General features: G+C 56.2%; 15 protein-coding genes, 1 tRNA gene and 1 pseudogene. 14 read left to right on the top strand and 3 right to left on the bottom strand.

Annotated elements, in window-relative coordinates:
- Positions 1–3: 3 nt before the first annotated feature.
- The 5 genes from AAC637_RS10560 to AAC637_RS10580 all read left to right on the top strand — a co-directional run bounded on the left by AAC637_RS10560 (position 4) and on the right by AAC637_RS10580 (position 2,710).
- The gene (locus AAC637_RS10560) at positions 4–981 is read left to right on the top strand and encodes a 2-dehydropantoate 2-reductase (protein WP_340303528.1); all 978 of its coding nucleotides are present in this window, start codon (positions 4–6) and stop codon (positions 979–981) included.
- A 167-nt stretch (positions 982–1,148) separates the two neighbouring features.
- The gene (locus AAC637_RS10565) at positions 1,149–1,388 is read left to right on the top strand and encodes a hypothetical protein (RefSeq protein WP_340255203.1); all 240 of its coding nucleotides are present in this window, start codon (positions 1,149–1,151) and stop codon (positions 1,386–1,388) included.
- Positions 1,389–1,409: 21 nt separating this feature from the next.
- Positions 1,410–1,486: transfer RNA gene (locus tag AAC637_RS10570), tRNA-Ile, on the top strand.
- 348 nt (positions 1,487–1,834) lie between these two features.
- Complete coding sequence (locus AAC637_RS10575; RefSeq protein ID WP_340303529.1) at positions 1,835–2,131, top strand: hypothetical protein; 297 nt, start codon at positions 1,835–1,837, stop codon at positions 2,129–2,131.
- A 30-nt stretch (positions 2,132–2,161) separates the two neighbouring features.
- Positions 2,162–2,710, top strand: coding sequence for a hypothetical protein (locus tag AAC637_RS10580; RefSeq protein ID WP_340303684.1), 549 nt, complete (start codon positions 2,162–2,164; stop codon positions 2,708–2,710).
- Positions 2,711–2,833: 123 nt separating this feature from the next.
- Here AAC637_RS10580 and AAC637_RS10585 read toward each other — a convergent pair.
- Positions 2,834–2,938: pseudogene (locus tag AAC637_RS10585) on the bottom strand (TRIC cation channel family protein); the annotation flags it as partial.
- Between the two features lie 162 nt (positions 2,939–3,100).
- On the opposite strand from AAC637_RS10585, the gene AAC637_RS10590 reads away from it, so the two are divergent.
- Positions 3,101–4,264: an NADH:flavin oxidoreductase/NADH oxidase gene (locus AAC637_RS10590; RefSeq protein ID WP_340303530.1), complete on the top strand. Its 1,164-nt coding sequence runs from the start codon at positions 3,101–3,103 to the stop codon at positions 4,262–4,264.
- Positions 4,265–4,266: 2 nt separating this feature from the next.
- Here the strand turns inward: AAC637_RS10590 and AAC637_RS10595 are convergent, their stop codons facing one another.
- Positions 4,267–5,151 (bottom strand): DMT family transporter, encoded by an 885-nt coding sequence (locus AAC637_RS10595; RefSeq protein WP_340303531.1) that lies wholly within the window; start codon positions 5,149–5,151, stop codon positions 4,267–4,269.
- Between the two features lie 367 nt (positions 5,152–5,518).
- Between AAC637_RS10595 and AAC637_RS10600 the strand changes: the two genes are divergently transcribed.
- The gene (locus tag AAC637_RS10600) at positions 5,519–6,802 is read left to right on the top strand and encodes a DEAD/DEAH box helicase (protein ID WP_340303532.1); all 1,284 of its coding nucleotides are present in this window, start codon (positions 5,519–5,521) and stop codon (positions 6,800–6,802) included.
- A 98-nt stretch (positions 6,803–6,900) separates the two neighbouring features.
- Entirely contained in the window at positions 6,901–7,905 is a 1,005-nt protein-coding gene (locus tag AAC637_RS10605) for a Gfo/Idh/MocA family oxidoreductase (protein ID WP_340303533.1), read from the top strand.
- Here the strand turns inward: AAC637_RS10605 and AAC637_RS10610 are convergent.
- Positions 7,902–9,278 (bottom strand): 8-oxoguanine deaminase, encoded by a 1,377-nt coding sequence (locus AAC637_RS10610; RefSeq protein ID WP_340303534.1) that lies wholly within the window; start codon positions 9,276–9,278, stop codon positions 7,902–7,904. The genes AAC637_RS10605 and AAC637_RS10610 overlap by 4 nt on opposite strands.
- A gap of 218 nt (positions 9,279–9,496) precedes the next feature.
- Between AAC637_RS10610 and xdhA the strand changes: the two genes are divergently transcribed.
- From xdhA to AAC637_RS10640, 6 genes are read left to right on the top strand one after another with little or no spacing between them, the layout of a single operon-like run.
- On the top strand, positions 9,497–10,855 hold the full coding sequence (xdhA, locus tag AAC637_RS10615) for a xanthine dehydrogenase small subunit (protein ID WP_340303674.1): 1,359 nt from the start codon (positions 9,497–9,499) through the stop codon (positions 10,853–10,855).
- Entirely contained in the window at positions 10,852–13,134 is a 2,283-nt protein-coding gene (gene xdhB / locus AAC637_RS10620) for a xanthine dehydrogenase molybdopterin binding subunit (RefSeq protein WP_340303535.1), read from the top strand. Before xdhA ends, xdhB begins: the two co-directional genes overlap by 4 nt.
- A complete protein-coding gene (gene xdhC / locus AAC637_RS10625) occupies positions 13,131–14,054 on the top strand; it encodes a xanthine dehydrogenase accessory protein XdhC (RefSeq protein ID WP_340303536.1) in 924 nt (307 codons plus the stop codon). The genes xdhB and xdhC overlap by 4 nt, the downstream gene beginning before the upstream one ends.
- Positions 14,051–15,568 (top strand): ABC transporter ATP-binding protein, encoded by a 1,518-nt coding sequence (locus tag AAC637_RS10630; protein ID WP_340303537.1) that lies wholly within the window; start codon positions 14,051–14,053, stop codon positions 15,566–15,568. The genes xdhC and AAC637_RS10630 overlap by 4 nt, the downstream gene beginning before the upstream one ends.
- Positions 15,555–16,640 carry an ABC transporter permease gene (locus AAC637_RS10635; protein ID WP_340303538.1) on the top strand — a complete coding sequence of 362 codons (1,086 nt, stop codon included), beginning with the start codon at positions 15,555–15,557 and terminating at the stop codon, positions 16,638–16,640. The genes AAC637_RS10630 and AAC637_RS10635 overlap by 14 nt, the downstream gene beginning before the upstream one ends.
- A complete protein-coding gene (locus AAC637_RS10640) occupies positions 16,640–17,545 on the top strand; it encodes an ABC transporter permease (protein WP_340303539.1) in 906 nt (301 codons plus the stop codon). The genes AAC637_RS10635 and AAC637_RS10640 overlap by 1 nt, the downstream gene beginning before the upstream one ends.
- The last annotated feature ends 9 nt before the right edge of the window (positions 17,546–17,554 follow it).

Here is a 17,554-nt window from a genome sequence, read left to right on the forward strand (position 1 = left end):
TCTTTGAAAATTTGTATTTTTGGTGCAGGCGCAATTGGCGGTTATATGGCTGTGAAGTTAGCTCGAGTTGGAGCTAACGTAAGCCTTGTCGCGCGTGGTCCACATTTGAAAGCCATGCAACAGAACGGGCTAACTCTGATCGAAGAGAGCGGCAAAACAACAGTAGAGGTCAACGCGTCTGAAGGCCCCGAGGCGCTAGGGGTCCAAGATTATGTTGTTGTAACGCTTAAAGCACATTCTGTGCCTCCAGTCGTATCTAAAATGGCCCCGCTTATCGGGGATGGAACCACGGTTGTATCAGGCGTCAATGGTGTGCCGTGGTGGTACTTTCACAAGATTGGTGGGCCTCTAGAAGGTACGCGTCTTGCGTCCGTGGATCCCGGCGATGCCCAATGGAATGCGTTTGGGCCGGATAGGGTATTGGGTTGCGTCGTTTACCCGGCTGCTGAAGTTGTTGAGCCAGGTGTTATTAAACACATTGAGGGTAACCGATTTTCCCTAGGTGAACCTGACGGGTCCAAGTCAGAGCGCGCCATGGCATTATCGGCCGCTTTGTCCGAGGCGGGGTTAAAGGCTCCGGTGCGCCCAAAACTGAGAGACGAGATTTGGGTTAAGCTCTGGGGCAACCTGTCATTCAATCCCATCTCAGCACTTACACATGCTACATTGGATGTATTATGCACGGATGCCGGGACTAGAGAGATTGCCCGAAACATGATGCTCGAGGCGCAACAAATAGCAGAGGCGCTTGGTGTGAAGTTTCCTATTGATGTCGATCGTAGAATTGATGGCGGTGCCGCAGTCGGCGCTCACAGAACCTCGATGTTGCAAGACTTAGATCTGGGCCGTCCGATGGAAATCGACGCCCTAGTATCCTCTGTGCAAGAACTCGGAAAGATTACGGGTATCCCCACCCCAACCATTGATACGGTGTTGGCTCTGATCCGACTAAGAGCCCGCAGTGCTGGGCTTTACAGCTGACTTTTAAGTCGGACGCAGATCTTCTGCTAATTTCGATTGTTGGATGTTCAACAAGCAGCTGGATGCGATAAACTTTATTGTATTCTGGAAATCAATTTTGTTCCACAAACCTTGAACATTTGTAAGGGTTCACCACATATTTGGCCGTGGCTATGATTGGGGAGCGAATGGCGGACGTGTCCAATATTTCGGATATCCTTAACCGTCTACGAACGGCTAAAGATCCTGTAAAGTCTATGCAGGCCGCTGTACTTGAGTATGGAGGAAATTGGCAGGCAGAACGAGAAGGTGTCTTTTACGAAATTCAATTCTTAGGTTTCGTAGGATTAGGCGTCTCCTGCCAAGCTGCTGTGAGCGCTTGGATACGTGCAGCGGAAGCTCAAATCACAGTGGACACCAACGAATAATAATTTTACGTCTGAGTTTGAGGGCCTGTAGCTCAATTGGTTAGAGCAGAGCGCTCATAACGCTTTGGTTGCGGGTTCAAGTCCTGCCGGGCCTACCATAAAAACTTGCCCTATTGGGTGGGACTGAGATCCCAAAAAATCCAATGAAATTAATTTTTTCAAAAGTCCTACCATCTCGTAAGTATATGCTTTGCAATGAAAATTATGCTCCTCCCCCGGGCGCCACTTCAAAAAACCAGAAAAAATGCGTTGATCTGCCTTTTGTGCCTCAGATGTGTTGAGCCACATATTCGGGACGTGTTCGGTCAGGTCGTTTGTCAAGAAACCCTTGCGATAACGCAACGGGTTGCGGCTGTCCGGCGCTGTGCTGGACTTAAGCGGCCGACCCACATAAACTATCTGAAATTATTCGACTGCTAATATGAGAGCAGAAGGAGGAGTTATACGTGTCGATGAAGTTTGACATCCTCACCAATGTCGCGCGCTTGCGCTATACGTTGGAAAAAATGGAGGCGTCATTGGGCATTCACCAACTCACTGAGGCTGAGAAATATGTGCTCAGTGCCGCGGCATTGGCTGCAAAAGCAGACGGCTCATTTTCGCTGCATGATTTAGAGGCGCAGGATTTGATTGCGGACATGCCCGTGAGCACAAAGTTTCGCACCCTGCGCTGCCTGATCGATAAGGGCAAGCTGAAGCGCGCAGGCGCAGGTCGCAAGTCCGATTATATTATCGTGGCTTGATCTTTTAATTTCCCGAGTAAGGCTGTGCGTATGCGGCATGCACTTATGACCGATCTTGTGGCCTTGGTCATGTGTTCGATCTTTTACGCGATGGCCTTTGAGGCTGTATTCGTTGTGTCGGATAAATTGCAGCAGTCCGTAGTGCCGGGCATTATTTATGGCAGCGTGCTGTTCTTCCCTCATGGTGTTCGGGTGCTGGCGGCCTATTTATTTGGTTGGCGGAGCATCCTCTACCTACTGCCTATCAGCGCGGTCTATGCGGGGCTTGGGGGGGATGCGGCCACGATCCTCGAAGGGCTTGTTCTGGCATTGGGGAGCCTCGTTGCCTGCGTGCTGGCCTTCGAGGTATTGAGCCGCTTTGACTTTATTGAGCGCAATTATCTCTCGGTTTCAATCGATTGGAAGAGTTTAGCCCTCGCAGGTGCGTTTGGTGCAATGATGAATGCGGCCCTGCACTACACTTTGGATGTAACAGACGTGCGGGCCTCTGGCGCTATTTTTGCCGGAGATGTTCTTGGCTTTGCAGTGGTGTTGCTCATCGCGATGATGGGCTTTCGGCTCTTGCGAGAATTGAAATAGCTTTGAAAAAAGCGGAAATAGCAAGCGCACGCCCCGAAAAATGGAAGTGCGCTCGTTGTAAATGCTTACGCGGCCAGTTTCGAAGTGATTTCGATCTGGCGTTTGATTTGATACAGCCGCTAGGAAGAGGAACCCGATAATGTCCAACTGTTTGCGCGATGCGGCCAAGGCGCCGGTGGCGGCAAATAGGGCCACGCCCACGTAATAAAGGGTTTCAATCGAGGTCATCGGCGGCACGCTCCAGATATATTTTTTGCGATCTTAACGGCTCTTGCCGCGCTTCTAAAGGAGCACGCTTTTTGGTTTGTGATGAGATCACTTTACTTTCTCAGTCAAGCGCATAAGTCAGGGGCAACCCATTTCATCCAGTCTTATTATAGGCGGTCTGCTATGCCCTTTGAGAGTAAATTATTTTCACCCGTGACCCTGCGTGGCCTCACCTTGCGCAATCGTATCGTTCTCTCGCCGCTGTGTATGTATTCCGCAAAGGATGGTTTGGCCTCTGATTTTCACGCGTCCCACCTGTCGGCGTTTGCGCGCGGCGGGGTAGGATTGGTCTTTACCGAGGCGACTGCGGTCGAGCCGCGCGGACGGATCACGCCCAAATGTTTGGGAATTTGGAACGATGCACAGGTGGAGGCGTTCAAACCCATAACGCGGTTCATCACTGAGATGGGCGCGGTGCCTGCAGTCCAATTGGCCCATGCGGGGCGCAAAGCCAGTAGCGCCCCCCCATGGGGTGGCGGCAAGCCTGTTGCCCCCGATGACACAACATGGGGCGAGGGGGGGTGGCAAACGGTTGCGCCCTCTGGCCTGCCTGTAGCCGATGGGTGGCCAAGCCCCAAAGCGTTGAGTGTGGATGAGATCGCGGGGCTGATTGCGGCCTTTGCCGATGCCGCAAAACGCGCGCTCGCCGCAGGGTTCAAGGTGATCGAAATTCATGGCGCACATGGGTATTTGATCCATAGCTTTTTGTCGCCCGCCACCAATCAGCGCAATGATGCCTATGGTGGGGATCTTGAGGGGCGGATGCGCTTTGCCTTGGAGGTCAGCCGCGCGGTGCGCGCGGTTTGGCCTGAGGATCTCCCCCTGTTTTTCCGTATCTCTGCAGTGGATACAGGGGGGTGGTCGCTTGAGGATTCCGTCACGCTGGCCAAGGCGCTTAAGGCGATTGGGGTTGATGTGATTGATTGCTCATCAGGTGGGATTGCGGGCGCGCCTGCCTTCCGCGCCAGTGATGATGGGCGGCCTTTACCTGCAGGCGGACAGCGACCTTTGGGATTTCAGGTGCCCTATGCCGAGGCGATGGAGCGCGAAGCAGGTATTGCTGCCATGGCGGTTGGACGGATCGTGGACGGGCAGCAGGCCGAGGATATCCTGCAAGAGGGGCGCGCCAGTTTCATCGCCTTGGGGCGGGAATTGATGCATGATCCGTTTTGGCCCCTTCACGCCGCCGAGGCCCTTGGCGAGGCGGATGCGTTTTCGCTCTGGCCTGAACAATATCGCTGGGCGATCGTGCGCCGTGCCGAGCTTGGACAGTATCAAGCGAGGTGACCTCACGCCCTGCGGTCAAACAGGCCCGATGCCAACACCACGCCCGCAGCCACCAAGATCACACCGATCAATTTGATCAGGGTAACAGTTTCGCCCAAAAACAGCGCGCCCCCGATTAAGGCCAGAACGGGGGTCAATGCGCCAAAGGCGGCGGTTTGCGCAGCCCCCAATTGGCGCACGGCGATAGAGTAGAGAACCAATGCCAAAACAGCGATCAAAACACCCTGAAGTACAGCCATGACGAGGAAGTCCTGCAGACTTACTCCCGCAAAACTGACATTACCTGAGAGGGCCAGAAATGGCGCCACGGCCAAGGTTCCCCAAAATAGCCCAATCACCAAACCTTGCAGGGGCGTGAACCCGCTTTGTTTGAAATAGACCGAATAGATCGCCCATAAAAAAGACCCAGAGAGAAACAAGATATGCCCCCGCAATGCGCCATCTGCGCTGCCATGCAAGACCTGCCACAGCCCCACCATCAATGCCCCGATAAAGATCACGATCAATCCGATCAGTCGTGGCTTTGAGGGCTGCTCACCCGTCATAAACACCATGACGATAGCCGTCCAAAATGGTAGCATTCCTGGTGCCAAGACCCCCGCATCCGAGGCTGGCGCAAAGAACAAACCCATTGAGATTATGTAGGGAAAGAGCGCACTAGCCCCAAGTCCCAGCATGATTGCGCCTGTTACGCTTTGGCCGTACGGGACCACGCCTAATTTCAGCATAAGTGGGATCGTGATCAAAAATCCTGTGCCAAGGCGTAGAAGCAAGACCTCCTCTACTGTAAAATTCGTGCTGACGGCAAACCGCGTGCCGACCAGAAACAGGGCCCATATCGTGACAGTCGCTAGAGCCGCGAAAAGACCTTTGAGGGGAAGGGCCATGGCGGGTGTCATCCATTATTGCAAAGAGTTTGCGCATGAGGACTGCGCGCGCTGACCATCGCGCGGATTGTGGCCCAAATGCAAGGGGAGGGTTGCATAGCGGCTATGCGCCAATCACCGCTTGACTTCTCATCTCAGATACACGAGGTCGGGCCCTGCACCCGCGTGATCGCGTGAGAGAGTTGTGCCCGACAGACGGGCCGAGCGGGGCATCACCACTCAGTATCCCCACACGCAGGGTTCCTGATACAGCGATAGGGTGGCGGGAAGGCCAATGTCGCTGTGAACCCGAAACGGCTGCCTATCATTTGGCGGCCAAACGGTTTTGTGCGCGCTTTGCATAGGGCTTTGTGAAAAGGATATCTCTTTGTTTGATTTTGATATGCTGGGACTTGAGCCCACATTGAACGCGGCGTTGAAAGCCGCAAATTTGTCCGAACCCACCCCGATCCAGAACCAAGCCATTCCTTTGGCCTTGGAAGGGCATGATATTATGGGTCTGGCGCAAACCGGCACGGGCAAGACGCTGGCCTTCGGTTTGCCGCTGATCAACCATTTGTTGGGCAAGCAGGGCAAGCCTGAGCCAAAAACCGTAAAGGCATTGGTGCTTGCGCCAACGCGTGAATTGGTGAACCAAATCGCAGACAGCCTCAAGCCTCTGACGGCAGGATCCAAGTTGCGGGTTCATTCTGTGGTGGGGGGGCAATCCATCCCCAAGCAGATCAACCTTCTGGCGCGCGGCACTGATATTTTGGTGGCAACACCCGGTCGCTTGATTGACCTGCTCAATCGCCGCGCAGTTGATCTTAGCCAAACGCGCCATCTGGTTTTGGACGAGGCCGATCAAATGCTTGATCTGGGCTTTATCCATGCGCTGCGCCAAATCGCGCCGCATTTGGCAACCCCGCGCCAAACCATGCTGTTCTCGGCCACCATGCCCAAGCAGATGGAAGAATTGTCGAGCGCCTATTTGAACAACCCCTGCCGTGTTCAAGTTTCGCCTCCGGGAAAAGCGGCAGATAAGATCACGCAGTCGGTGCATTTTGTCTCTAAGGGCGACAAACCCGCCAAACTGCGCGAAATCCTGAGCCGCGATTTGGACGCGCTGACGCTTGTTTTTGCACGCACAAAACATGGTGCGGAAAAGCTGATGAAAGGCTTGGTTGAGGATGGCTATAAGGCCGCATCGATCCACGGCAACAAAAGCCAAGGCCAGCGCGATCGTGCCATCAAACAATTCCGCGCGGGTGAGATCACTGTGTTGGTCGCAACCGATGTTGCGGCCCGTGGCATCGATATCCCAGGTGTGGCTTATGTGGTCAATTATGACTTGCCAGATGTGCCTGAGAATTACGTCCATCGTATTGGCCGCACGGCCCGCGCGGGGCGTGAGGGAGAGGCAATTGCCTTTTGCGCCGCTGATGAAATGGATTTGCTGCGCCAAGTGCAAAAGCTGATGAAACTCGAAATCCCCGTGGCCAGTGGCAGCGCGCCTGAGGGGGCCGAGCAAGGTGGTGGTCGCCTGCATCGCGGCGGCCCTCGCCGTGGCTTTAAGCCAAAGGCCAATGCAGGGCATGGCGCGGCAGATGGCAAACCGCGTCATCGCCGCCGTGGAAAACCCGCCCGCGGGTCACGCCAAAAGGCAGCATAATCTTTAGGGAAAGGGGGCCATATGCCCCCTTTTTTCTTTGCACCCCCGTCCTTCGGGGTTTAGCAAAAGCACCAAAGTGTTTCTTGGGAGGGGACAAGATGGTGGTGCGTGTGGCGGTCATTGGCGCAGGCGTGATGGGGGCGGATCATGCAAAGATCATCGCCCAAGATGTGCCGAATGCCTGTTTGCAACTTGTCTGCGACATGGATGGCGCGCGGGCGCGCGCCGTGGCTGATGCGACAAGTGCGGTTGATTGTACAGATGACCCCGAAGCCGCGCTGTTGCGCGAAGATATTGATGCGGTGATTATCGCCTCGCCCGATTTTACCCATGCACCTTACACCAAGACACTGATTGCACGCGGCAAGCGGGTTTTGTGTGAAAAGCCCCTAAGCCAAAAGATTGACGAATGTTTGGATGTGATGGCCGCCGAACAGGCGACAGGGGCGCCCCATATCATGGTTGGCTTCATGCGCCGCTATGATCGCGCCTATTTGGATATGCGCGAAGCCCTTGCCAAAGGTGTGTTGGGGCGGGCTTTGATGATGCATAACTTTCACCGCAACCTCGCCACGCCTTATTCCAGTTTCACGGGGGCCATGGCGATTACCAATTCCGCGCCGCATGAGTTTGACATCGCGCGGTATCTTTTGGGGGTGGAGGTGACCACGATCACCGCCCATCAGCCGAGGCGCAGCGATGATGTTGTGGCGCCCGTGGTGATGGTTCTGGAAACCGATGATGATCAATTGGTCACAGTCGAGGTCAATAACAACGCCGCCTACGGATATGATGTACGCGCAGAATTGGTCGGCGAGCTTGGCAGTATCTCAACCAACAAAGTGGCGCATTCCCGCCTTGATGCGCGGCTGAGTTCGGCGATCCGCTATGACGAGGATTGGCGCGGTCATTACCATGATACCTATGTCGCGCAAAATCGCGATTTCATGGGATTTGTGCAAACGGGTATTTTGCCAGAAGCGGCTGCCAGCACATGGGATGGCTATGCCGCCGCCCTTGTTGCGGATACAGGCGTGCGTGCCTTGCACTCAGGCGTCAAAGAGCGGGTTGAAATGATCAAAAAACCCGCCTTTTACGCTTAGGCCCGTTCCATCAAATCTCGGGTCATGGCCGCGTGATTTGCCAAGAGTTTGCTCATATCCATGCAGACCAACTGCCCCTCTTCAACAATGACCTTGCCATTGATGATGGTGTAATTGGTCTTGCCTGAGCCGCAGAACAACAGACCTGCAAGGAGATCCCATTGCGCGCCTGCAAAATCGATGCCGCGTGTATCAAAGGCAGCAAGATCGGCGGCATAGCCCTTGGCAAGCACCCCGATATCATCGCGGCCTAGAACAGACGCGCCGCCACGGGTTGCCACCGCCAAAGCCTCGCGCGCGGTCATCGCGTCGCCCCCTTTCATGACGCGCTGCAGCAGCATGGCTTGGCGCGCCTCATTGAGCATGTGGCCGCTGTCATTGGAGGCCGAGCCATCAACCCCAAGCCCCACCTTAACCCCCGCATCCAGACAGTGACGGACGGGTGCAATGCCACTGGCCAACCGCATATTCGAGCAGGGGCAATGCGCAATACCCGTGCCTGTTCGAGCGAAGAGATTGATCTCGCCCGCATCCAATTGAACGCAATGGGCGTGCCAAACATCATGGCCTGTCCAACCAACCGCCTCGATATATTCACCCGGGCGCATCCCAAAGGTCTCGAGGCTATAGTCGATATCCTCGACATTTTCGGCCAGATGCGTGTGCATCCCGACCCCGTAGCTGCGCGCCATAGTGGCGGTTTCGCACATCAAATCCATGCTGACGGAGAAAGGCGAACACGGGGCCAAAGCCACCCGCCGCATGGCATAGCGGCTGGCGTCATGATGGGTTTCGATCAGGCGTTGGCAATCGGCCAGAATGGCGGGTTCGGCTTCGGTCAGACGATCTGGGGGAAGCCCTCCTTTGCTTTCGCCAATGCTCATCGAGCCGCGTGTGCCATGAAAGCGTAAACCGACATCTTCGGCTGCGGCAAAGCTATCTTCAAGCCGCGCGCCATTGGGATAGAGATACAGATGGTCAGAGGAGGTTGTGCAGCCCGTCATCGCCAATTCCGCCATGGCCAAGGCCCCTGACCAATAAATATGATCTGGCCCGATATTGCACCAGATGGGGTAAAGGGTCTGCAACCAACCAAAAAGCGGTGCGTTTTGCGCTGCAGGCACGGCGCGGGTGAGGTTTTGGAACATATGGTGATGGGTGTTCACCATTCCTGGGATCACCACATGGCCGCGCATATCAATCACGCGATCTGCGCTTTGCGGCAAATCCGCGGTTTTTCCAACCGCCTCGATCACCCCGCCGCGTGCGAACAGCGCGCCATCGGTGATCTCATCGCCATAGGGCGCATCTGGGCGCGCCTCCATCGTGCACAGAAGATCTGCGTGTTTGATCAAAAGCGTCTCTTGCGCCATGGGTGCCGTCCTGTTGGTTATCCTGCAAGTCTGCATCATATACGGGCATTTGCGTGCAAGTTAAGCGTTTTGGCTGCGGGCGGCGCGACAAAATTCTTGCCAAACGCGAAAACCCTCGCTTTGATTATTGTTAATACAGACGCTCAGGTCTCTACGCCGCATCGACGCCTGAGGATGTGACGGCATATGACGGGGTAAAGCGGCTGGTTAAATTCTCGATGGAGGTTTCGTTTCTTCTGAATGGAGAGGCCGTGCAGGTTTCGACCCATCCCACTGCGACATTGCTCGATTGGCTGCGCGAAGCGCGGGGTCTGACGGGCACAAAGGAAGGGTGCAACGAGGGCGATTGTGGGGCCTGCAGCGTGGTGGTTCAGGATCTTAACGGGGTTCGCGCGGTTAATGCCTGCATTCTGTTTTTGCCCCAGATTGATGGCAAAGCCATTCGCACCATTGAGGGCATTGGCGCTGACGTGCTGCACCCTGTCCAAGAGGCCATGATCACGCATCACGGGTCGCAATGCGGCTTTTGCACGCCCGGCTTTATTGCTTCGATGGTCGCAGGCCATGCCAATGGGCGCCGTGATCACGACACGGTTTTGGCAGGCAATTTGTGCCGTTGCACGGGATATGCCCCGATTATCCGCGCGGCACAAGCGGCTGAAGATGACGCGCAACCCGCATGGCTTGCGCGCGATGCAGCATGGGTGGCCACAGCACAAAAAAGCATCCATGCCCCGCGAAACAGCGATGAATTGGCAACGCTTTATGCTGCAAAACCTGACGCGTTATTGATTGCGGGGGCCACCGATATCGGCCTTTGGGTAACCAAACAGTTGCGCGATTTTGACGAGGTGATTTTTCTCAACCAATGCGCTGATCTGGCTGATGTGCAGCAGGGCGAAGATGAAATTCGCTTGGGCGCAATGGTTAGCATGGCGCGGGTGCATCAGGTGATGGCGCAGTATCACCCCAGCTATGCCGAGATGATCCGGCGCTATGGGTCAGAGCAGGTAAGAAACGCCGCCACAATCGGCGGGAATATCGCGAATGGTTCACCCATTGGGGATAACCCGCCCGCATTGATTGCGCTTGGCGCGCGGCTGCATTTGCGCAAGGGCGATGTGGGGCGTGCGATTGCGATTGAAGATTTCTTTATCGACTACGGCCACCAAGACCGCGCAAGCGGGGAATTTCTCGAAGCGGTCACTTTGCCGAAATCCGCGCCTGATTTGCGGTGTTACAAACTGTCGAAACGCTTTGATCAGGATATTTCCGCCGTTTGCGGTGCGTTCAATGTCGTGGTCAAAAATGGTATTATTCAAGACGCGCGTCTGGCCTTTGGCGGTATGGCAGGAACGCCCAAACTGGCCCGCGCGGCAATGGCTGCGTTGATCGACCAACCTTGGGGCGAGGCCACAATCGCGGCTGCTGCCGCAGCCTTAGCTAATGATTTCACGCCGCTCTCTGACATGCGGGCATCAGCCGCCTATCGGATGGCAGCGGCGCAAGGCATGATGTGGCGCTATTACGCCGAACGCCAAGGCACACCCGTATCCGTGCTGGAGGTGACCCCATGAGCGTTCACGCCCCCATGGCCCATGACAGCGCGCGCCTGCACGTTACGGGGGCCGCGCGCTATGTCGATGATATTCCAACCCCGCAGGGCTGCTTGCATCTGGCCTTTGCCCTGTCGCCCGTGGCGCGTGGAGTGATCCGCGGACTGGATCTTGCCGCTATGAAGGCCGCACCAGGCGTGGTCGCGGTGCTTGTTGCTGCTGATCTGCCCTTTGCCAATGATGTCAGCCCTTCGGTGCATGACGAACCTTTATTGGCGACAGATCGGGTGCATTACATGGGGCAGCCCGTGGCCTTGGTCGTGGCAGATACTCACCTTGCGGCGCGCAAAGCTGCGCGGCTTTTGCAGATTGAGATTGAGGCGGAGCCAACGATCCTCAGCATTGAGGATGCACTGGCCGCGGAGAGTTATTTTGAAGATGGCCCGCGTGTTTGGGCCAAGGGGAACACAACAGCCGCCCTTGGTCAGGCAAAGCGCCGCCTGCAAGGTGAAATCACCATGGGCGGGCAAGAGCATTTCTATCTGGAAGGTCAAGTCGCCTTGGCCCTGCCACAAGAGGGCGGGGATATGGTGATCCACAGCTCGACCCAACACCCGACTGAGATACAGCACAAAGTGGCCGATGCTTTGGGCCTGCCAATGCATGGGGTGCGGGTGGAGTGTCGGCGTATGGGGGGTGGCTTTGGCGGCAAGGAAAGCCAAGGCAACGCATTGGCTGTGGCCTGTGCCGCGGCCGCGCGTCAGACAGGGCGCGCCTGCAAAATGCGCTATGATCGCGATGATGACATGATCATCACGGGCAAACGGCATGATTTTCGTATTGCCTATGATGTGGGCTTTGATGATCAAGGCCAGATCGAAGCGGTGCGGTTCACGCAGATCACGCGGGGCGGTTGGGCGCAGGATTTAACCGCACCCGTTGCGGACCGCGCTATGTTGCACGCCGATAACGCCTATCTTTTGCCCCATGCGGAAATCACTTCGCTGCGGTTAAAGACCAATATGCAATCGGCTACGGCCTTTCGCGGGTTTGGGGGGCCGCAGGGCGTTTTGGGGATTGAACGGGTGATGGATCATATCGCCCATGATTTGGGCCTTGATCCCGCAATTGTGCGGCGCAGAAATTACTATGCTGCTCCAAAGAGCGCCGCGCGTGCAGGGCTTGCGAACACCACCCCCTATGGGATGGAGGTGCGCGATTTTCTGCTGCATGAGATGACAGATCAACTGCTGTCTGATTGCGATTACGCAGCGCGGCGTGCAGAAATTGCAGCGTGGAATGAAACCTCGCCCATCCTGAAACGTGGCATTGCGTTTTCCCCGGTAAAATTCGGAATTTCCTTCACCCTCACCCATCTCAATCAGGCGGGTGCGCTGGTTCATGTATATCAAGATGGGTCAATTATGATGAACAATGGCGGCACGGAAATGGGACAGGGCCTATTCCAAAAATTGGCCCAAGTGGCGGCAAGCCGTTTTGGGGTTGGGGTTGATCAGGTGAAGATCACCGCGACCGACACGGCCAAGGTTCCTAATACTTCGGCCACGGCGGCCTCATCGGGGAGTGATCTGAACGGGATGGCCGTGCTGGCCGCGTGTGACGCCATTCGCACCCGCATGGCCGAGTTTCTGGGCCAAGGGGCAGAGGTGCGGTTTGCCGATGGCCGTGTCATGTGGGGCGACCAAAATATCAGTTTCGCCAAGGCTGTGGCGGCCTGTTATCAGGCGCGCGTTGGGCTTTCGGCCACGGGATTTTACAAAACCCCCGATTTGTCATGGGATCGCGCCGCAGGGCAGGGCAGGCCCTTCTTTTATTTTGCGCATGGTGCCGCCGTGAGTGAGGTGGTCATTGACCGATTGACGGGCGAGAACCGTATCTTGCGCGCGGATATTTTACATGATGTGGGCGCATCGCTGAACCCTGCGCTTGATCGCGGGCAGGTTGAGGGCGGCTATGTCCAAGGCGTGGGATGGCTTATGACCGAGGAATTGGTCTGGGATGATCGGGGCCATTTGCGCACCCATGCGCCATCCACCTATAAAATACCTGCCTGTTCGGATCGGCCCGCGATTTTTAACGTGGCGCTCGTGGATGGTGAAAACCCCGAAGCCACGATTTATCGCTCAAAGGCGGTGGGTGAGCCGCCCTTTATGCTGGGCATATCCGCCTTTCTGGCTGTGTCAGACGCAATTTCGGCCTGCGGTGGGGGCTATCCAAATCTGGATGCACCTGCAACGCCTGAACGTATTTTGCGCGCCATCCAAGGCTTGCAACCATGAGCCTTGATTTGGCATATTTGCGCGCTTGTGCGGCACGGGGGCCGTTTGTGCGGATTTTGATCACGCGTACGGCGGGGTCTGTCCCGCGCGAGGCGGGCACCTCCATGATCGTTTGGGCCGAAGGTCAAGAGGGTACAATTGGCGGGGGGCGTCTTGAATGGGAGGCTGCGGCAGAGGCCCGCGCGATGCTGCCGCAAGGCGGGATCGCGGTGCGGAACTATCCGCTTGGGCCACATTTGGGTCAATGCTGCGGCGGGTTTGTCAGCGTGGTGTTCGAGGTCTTTGCGAAAGATATTCCTGACAGTTTGCCCTATGCGCGGCCGCTTGGGCCAAATGCGCATTGGGGCGCAAAAATCGCGCGCGCAGCCGAGCGTCTGCATCCATCCCACAGCCCTGCTGTTGTTGGGGATTGGCTGATCGAAACTGGGCCTGCCGCCCCGCATCACATTTGGATCTGGGGGGCGGGTCATGTAGGGCGGGCCTTGGTGGGTGTGCTTGCGCCTTTGCCTGATCTAGTCCTGACTTGGGTGGATATCTCGCAGTCTCGATTTCCCGAGGTCATCCCCCCCAATGTCACGTCATTGATCGTGCAGAAGCCGCAAGGGGTGGTGCGCCACGCGCCAAAGGCGGCTGATCATATCATCGTGACCCATAGCCACTCCCTTGATCTCGAACTGTGCCATGCCCTGCTTGGTCATGAGTTTGGCAGCGCAGGATTAATCGGGTCAGCCACAAAATGGGCGCGGTTTAAAGGCAGATTATCGGCGCTTGGTCATAGCAGCGCACAAATTTCACGCATATCCTGCCCAATAGGGGATATATCCTTGGGCAAACACCCGCAGGCCATTGCCTTGGGGGTTGCCACAGCCTTGCTGTCTCGGGCAGAAGAGGCAGCACATAAAAACACGGGGGCAATGTGAAGCTTCTTGGATTGCAGGGACTGACCAAAGCCTATCCAGGCGTCATCGCGAATAGCGATGTTAGCTTAGATATCGACAAGGGCCAGATCCACGCCGTGCTTGGCGAAAATGGTGCAGGCAAGTCGACCTTGGTCAAGACCATTTATGGTCTTGTGCGCCCCGATGAGGGGCAGATGCTGCTTGAGGGCGCGCCATTTGCCCCCAGTGACCCGCGCACTGCGCGCGCCGCAGGCGTCGCGATGGTGTTTCAGCATTTCTCGCTGTTTGACGCAATGAGCGTGGCGGAGAATATTGCGCTTGGTATGGAAAACCCATCCAAGACGCAGGACCTTGCAGCGCAAATTCGGGCTGCATCTGAAAATTATGGGCTGCCTTTATCGCCTGATCGGATTTTGGGCGATTTATCAGCGGGCGAGCGGCAACGGGTCGAGATCATTCGCTGTTTGCTGCAGAATCCCAAGCTTTTGATCATGGATGAGCCAACCAGCGTCCTGACCCCGCAAGAGGTCGATATCCTGTTTGGCACATTGCGTCTCTTGGCGTCTGAAGGGACATCAATCCTTTATATTTCGCACAAACTTGAGGAAATCCGCGCTTTGTGTGAGCACGCCACTGTTTTGCGCCAAGGTGAGGTTGTGGGCACCTTTGACCCACGCGAAATGAGCAACCGTGACATGGCCGAGATGATGGTGGGCAAGACCCTTACCACACCAAAACGCGCGGCTGTCATCACTGGACAGCCCTTGTTGCAAGTATTGGGCCTGAGCGCGCCTGCGCCGCACCAATTCGGAACAAGCCTGAAAGAGATCAACTTTACCCTACACGCGGGCGAGGTCTTGGGGATCGGCGGTGTTGCGGGCAATGGTCAGGATGAATTGGTCGCAGCCCTGTCAGGAGAGATGCGCACACATGCTGATATGATCCTATTACAGGGTCAGGGCATTGGCGCCGATGGGCCAAATGCCCGCCGCGCCCTTGGCCTTTGTGCCGCGCCAGAGGAGCGTAATGGCCACGCCGCCGCCCCCGATATGAGCCTAGTGGAAAACGCATTGATGACCGCGAAAACGCGGCTTTCTTTGTTGAAAAACGGGTTTATTGATTGGCCGCGCAGTCGGGCCTTCGCCCAAGAGGTGATCGCGCGTTTCGATGTGCGCACGCCAAGCCCCGAAACCGCCGCGCGTGCGCTGTCGGGCGGGAATTTGCAGAAATTCGTAATCGGGCGCGAGATCAGCCAAAACCCGCGCGTTTTGGTGATCAACCAACCCACATGGGGCGTTGATGCTGCGGCCGCGGCTGCGATCCGTCAGGCCTTGCTGGACTTGGCCAGTGCAGGATCAGCGGTGCTTGTGATCTCGCAAGACCTTGAGGAGGTGTTGGAAATCACTGACCGCTTCGCGGCGTTGAACGAAGGCACCTTATCACAAGCGGTGCCAACATCGGGGCTGACCATGGAGGAAATCGGGTTGATGCTCGGTGGTGCGCATGATCTGGAGGTGGCCCATGCTCAGGCTTGAGAAACGGCCACAGCCTTCGCGCGGGTGGACATATGGCGCGCCCGTCTTGGCGGTGATTTTGACCATCATTCTTGGCATGGGTCTGTTTGCGATTTTGGGCAAAGACCCATTGATCGCGATCAAGACGATTTTCTGGGATCCAATCTTTGGCCCCTTCGCGCATTTTTACCGCCCCGAGATTGTCAAGAAAGCTGCCCCTTTGGTGCTGATCGCCGTGGGGCTGTCCTTTGGGTTTCGGGCGGGAATTTGGAATATCGGTGCTGAAGGTCAGTATATCATCGGCGCAATTTGCGGGGCAGGGGTGGCCTTGGCCTTTTACCCTATGGAGGCGCGCTGGTTGATCTTTCTGTTGATGATCGTTGCGGGGCTCTTGGGGGGGCTTCTTTGGGCGATGATCCCTGCGATTTTACGGGTGGTGTTCAAGACCAACGAAATCCTTGTATCGCTGATGCTGGTCTATGTGGCCGAGGTTTTGATCAAGGCCTTTTCTATTGGCCTTTTGCGCAACCCCGAGGGGTTTGGCATGCCTGGAAGCCGCAATTTGCGGCAATACCCATCGGCCGCCAATTTGGATTTGATCCCCAACACAGGCTTTCATTGGGGGGCTTTAGCGGCGCTGATGGCCGTGGTGGGGGCCTATATCCTATTCACCCGACATCAGTTTGGCTTCAACGTGCGCCTTGCGGGGCAAAGCCCGCGGGCGGCGGGATTTGCAGGGGTCAATGCTAATCGCCTTGTGATCTTATGTATGGGTATATCGGGCGCGCTTGCGGGACTTGCAGGATTGTTTGAGGTGGCAGGGCCATCGGGGCAGATCCTTGGTTCTTTCCCCGCCTTTTACGGGTTTACCGCAATTATTGTGGCCTTTTTGGGGCGGTTGCATCCTGTGGGCATTCTTTTTGCGGGGCTCATCATGGCGCTGACCTATATCGGTGGACAGGCGGCTGAGGCACAGTTGAATCTGCCTGCAGCGGCAATTTTGACCTTTCAGGGCATGTTGCTCTTTTGCCTTTTGGCTGTGGATGTGTTGACCAATTATCGCTTCAAATTCGGCCAAGGGGAGGCGCGCTGATGGATATCAATCCAATCCTGCTTTTGGCCGCGCTGATGGTGGCCTCAACGCCGATCTTGCTTGCGGCAATCGGTGAGTTGGTGGTCGAGCGCGCGGGGGTGCTGAACCTTGGGGTTGAGGGGATGATGATTTTCGGCGCGGTCTGCGGCTATATTGCGGGCCATTCAAGCGGCAACCCTTATTTCGGCTTTCTGGGGGCGGCTTGTGCGGGTGCAGTCGTTTCCTTGGTCTTTGCCGTATTGACCCAATTTCTTTTGACCAATCAGGTCGCCACAGGTTTGGGCCTGACGATGTTCGGCCTGGGCCTTTCATCGCTGATCGGGCAAGATGCGGTTGGATCACCTGATTTGACCGTGGCGAAGCTCTCTTTCCCCATTTTGTCCGATATTCCGGTTTTGGGGCCGATCCTGTTTCGTCATGATCTGATGGTCTATCTGAGCATTGCCATCGTGGCGGGGGTTTGGGCGTTTTTGAAATATAGCCGTGCGGGTCTGATCCTGCGGGCTGTGGGTGAGAATCACGAAGCCGCGCATGCGCTAGGGTATAATGTGCGCCGTGTGCGCGTTCTTGCGATTGTATTTGGTGGGGCCTGTGCAGGGCTTGCAGGGGCCTATATCAGCCTTGTCCGCGTGCCCCAATGGATTGACGGGATCACAGCAGGCGCAGGCTGGATTGCTTTGGCCATTGTGGTTTTCGCCTCTTGGAAGCCATGGCGCTTGATTGCAGGTGCCTATCTTTTTGGCGGTGTCACTGTTCTTCAGCTTAATTTGCAGGCAGAAGGCTTGAAAATTCCTGTCGAATATCTGTCAATGGCCCCATACCTTGCGACCATCATCGTCCTTGTGATGATACGCGCAGGACGGGCGCCTGCCTCATTGGGCAAACCCTTTCACCCCTCGTCATGAGGGTTTCAG

Origin of the sequence: Roseobacter sp. HKCCD7870 (assembly GCF_037830315.1) — a bacterium.
In the GTDB taxonomy this organism is placed as follows: Bacteria; Pseudomonadota; Alphaproteobacteria; order Rhodobacterales; family Rhodobacteraceae; genus M30B80.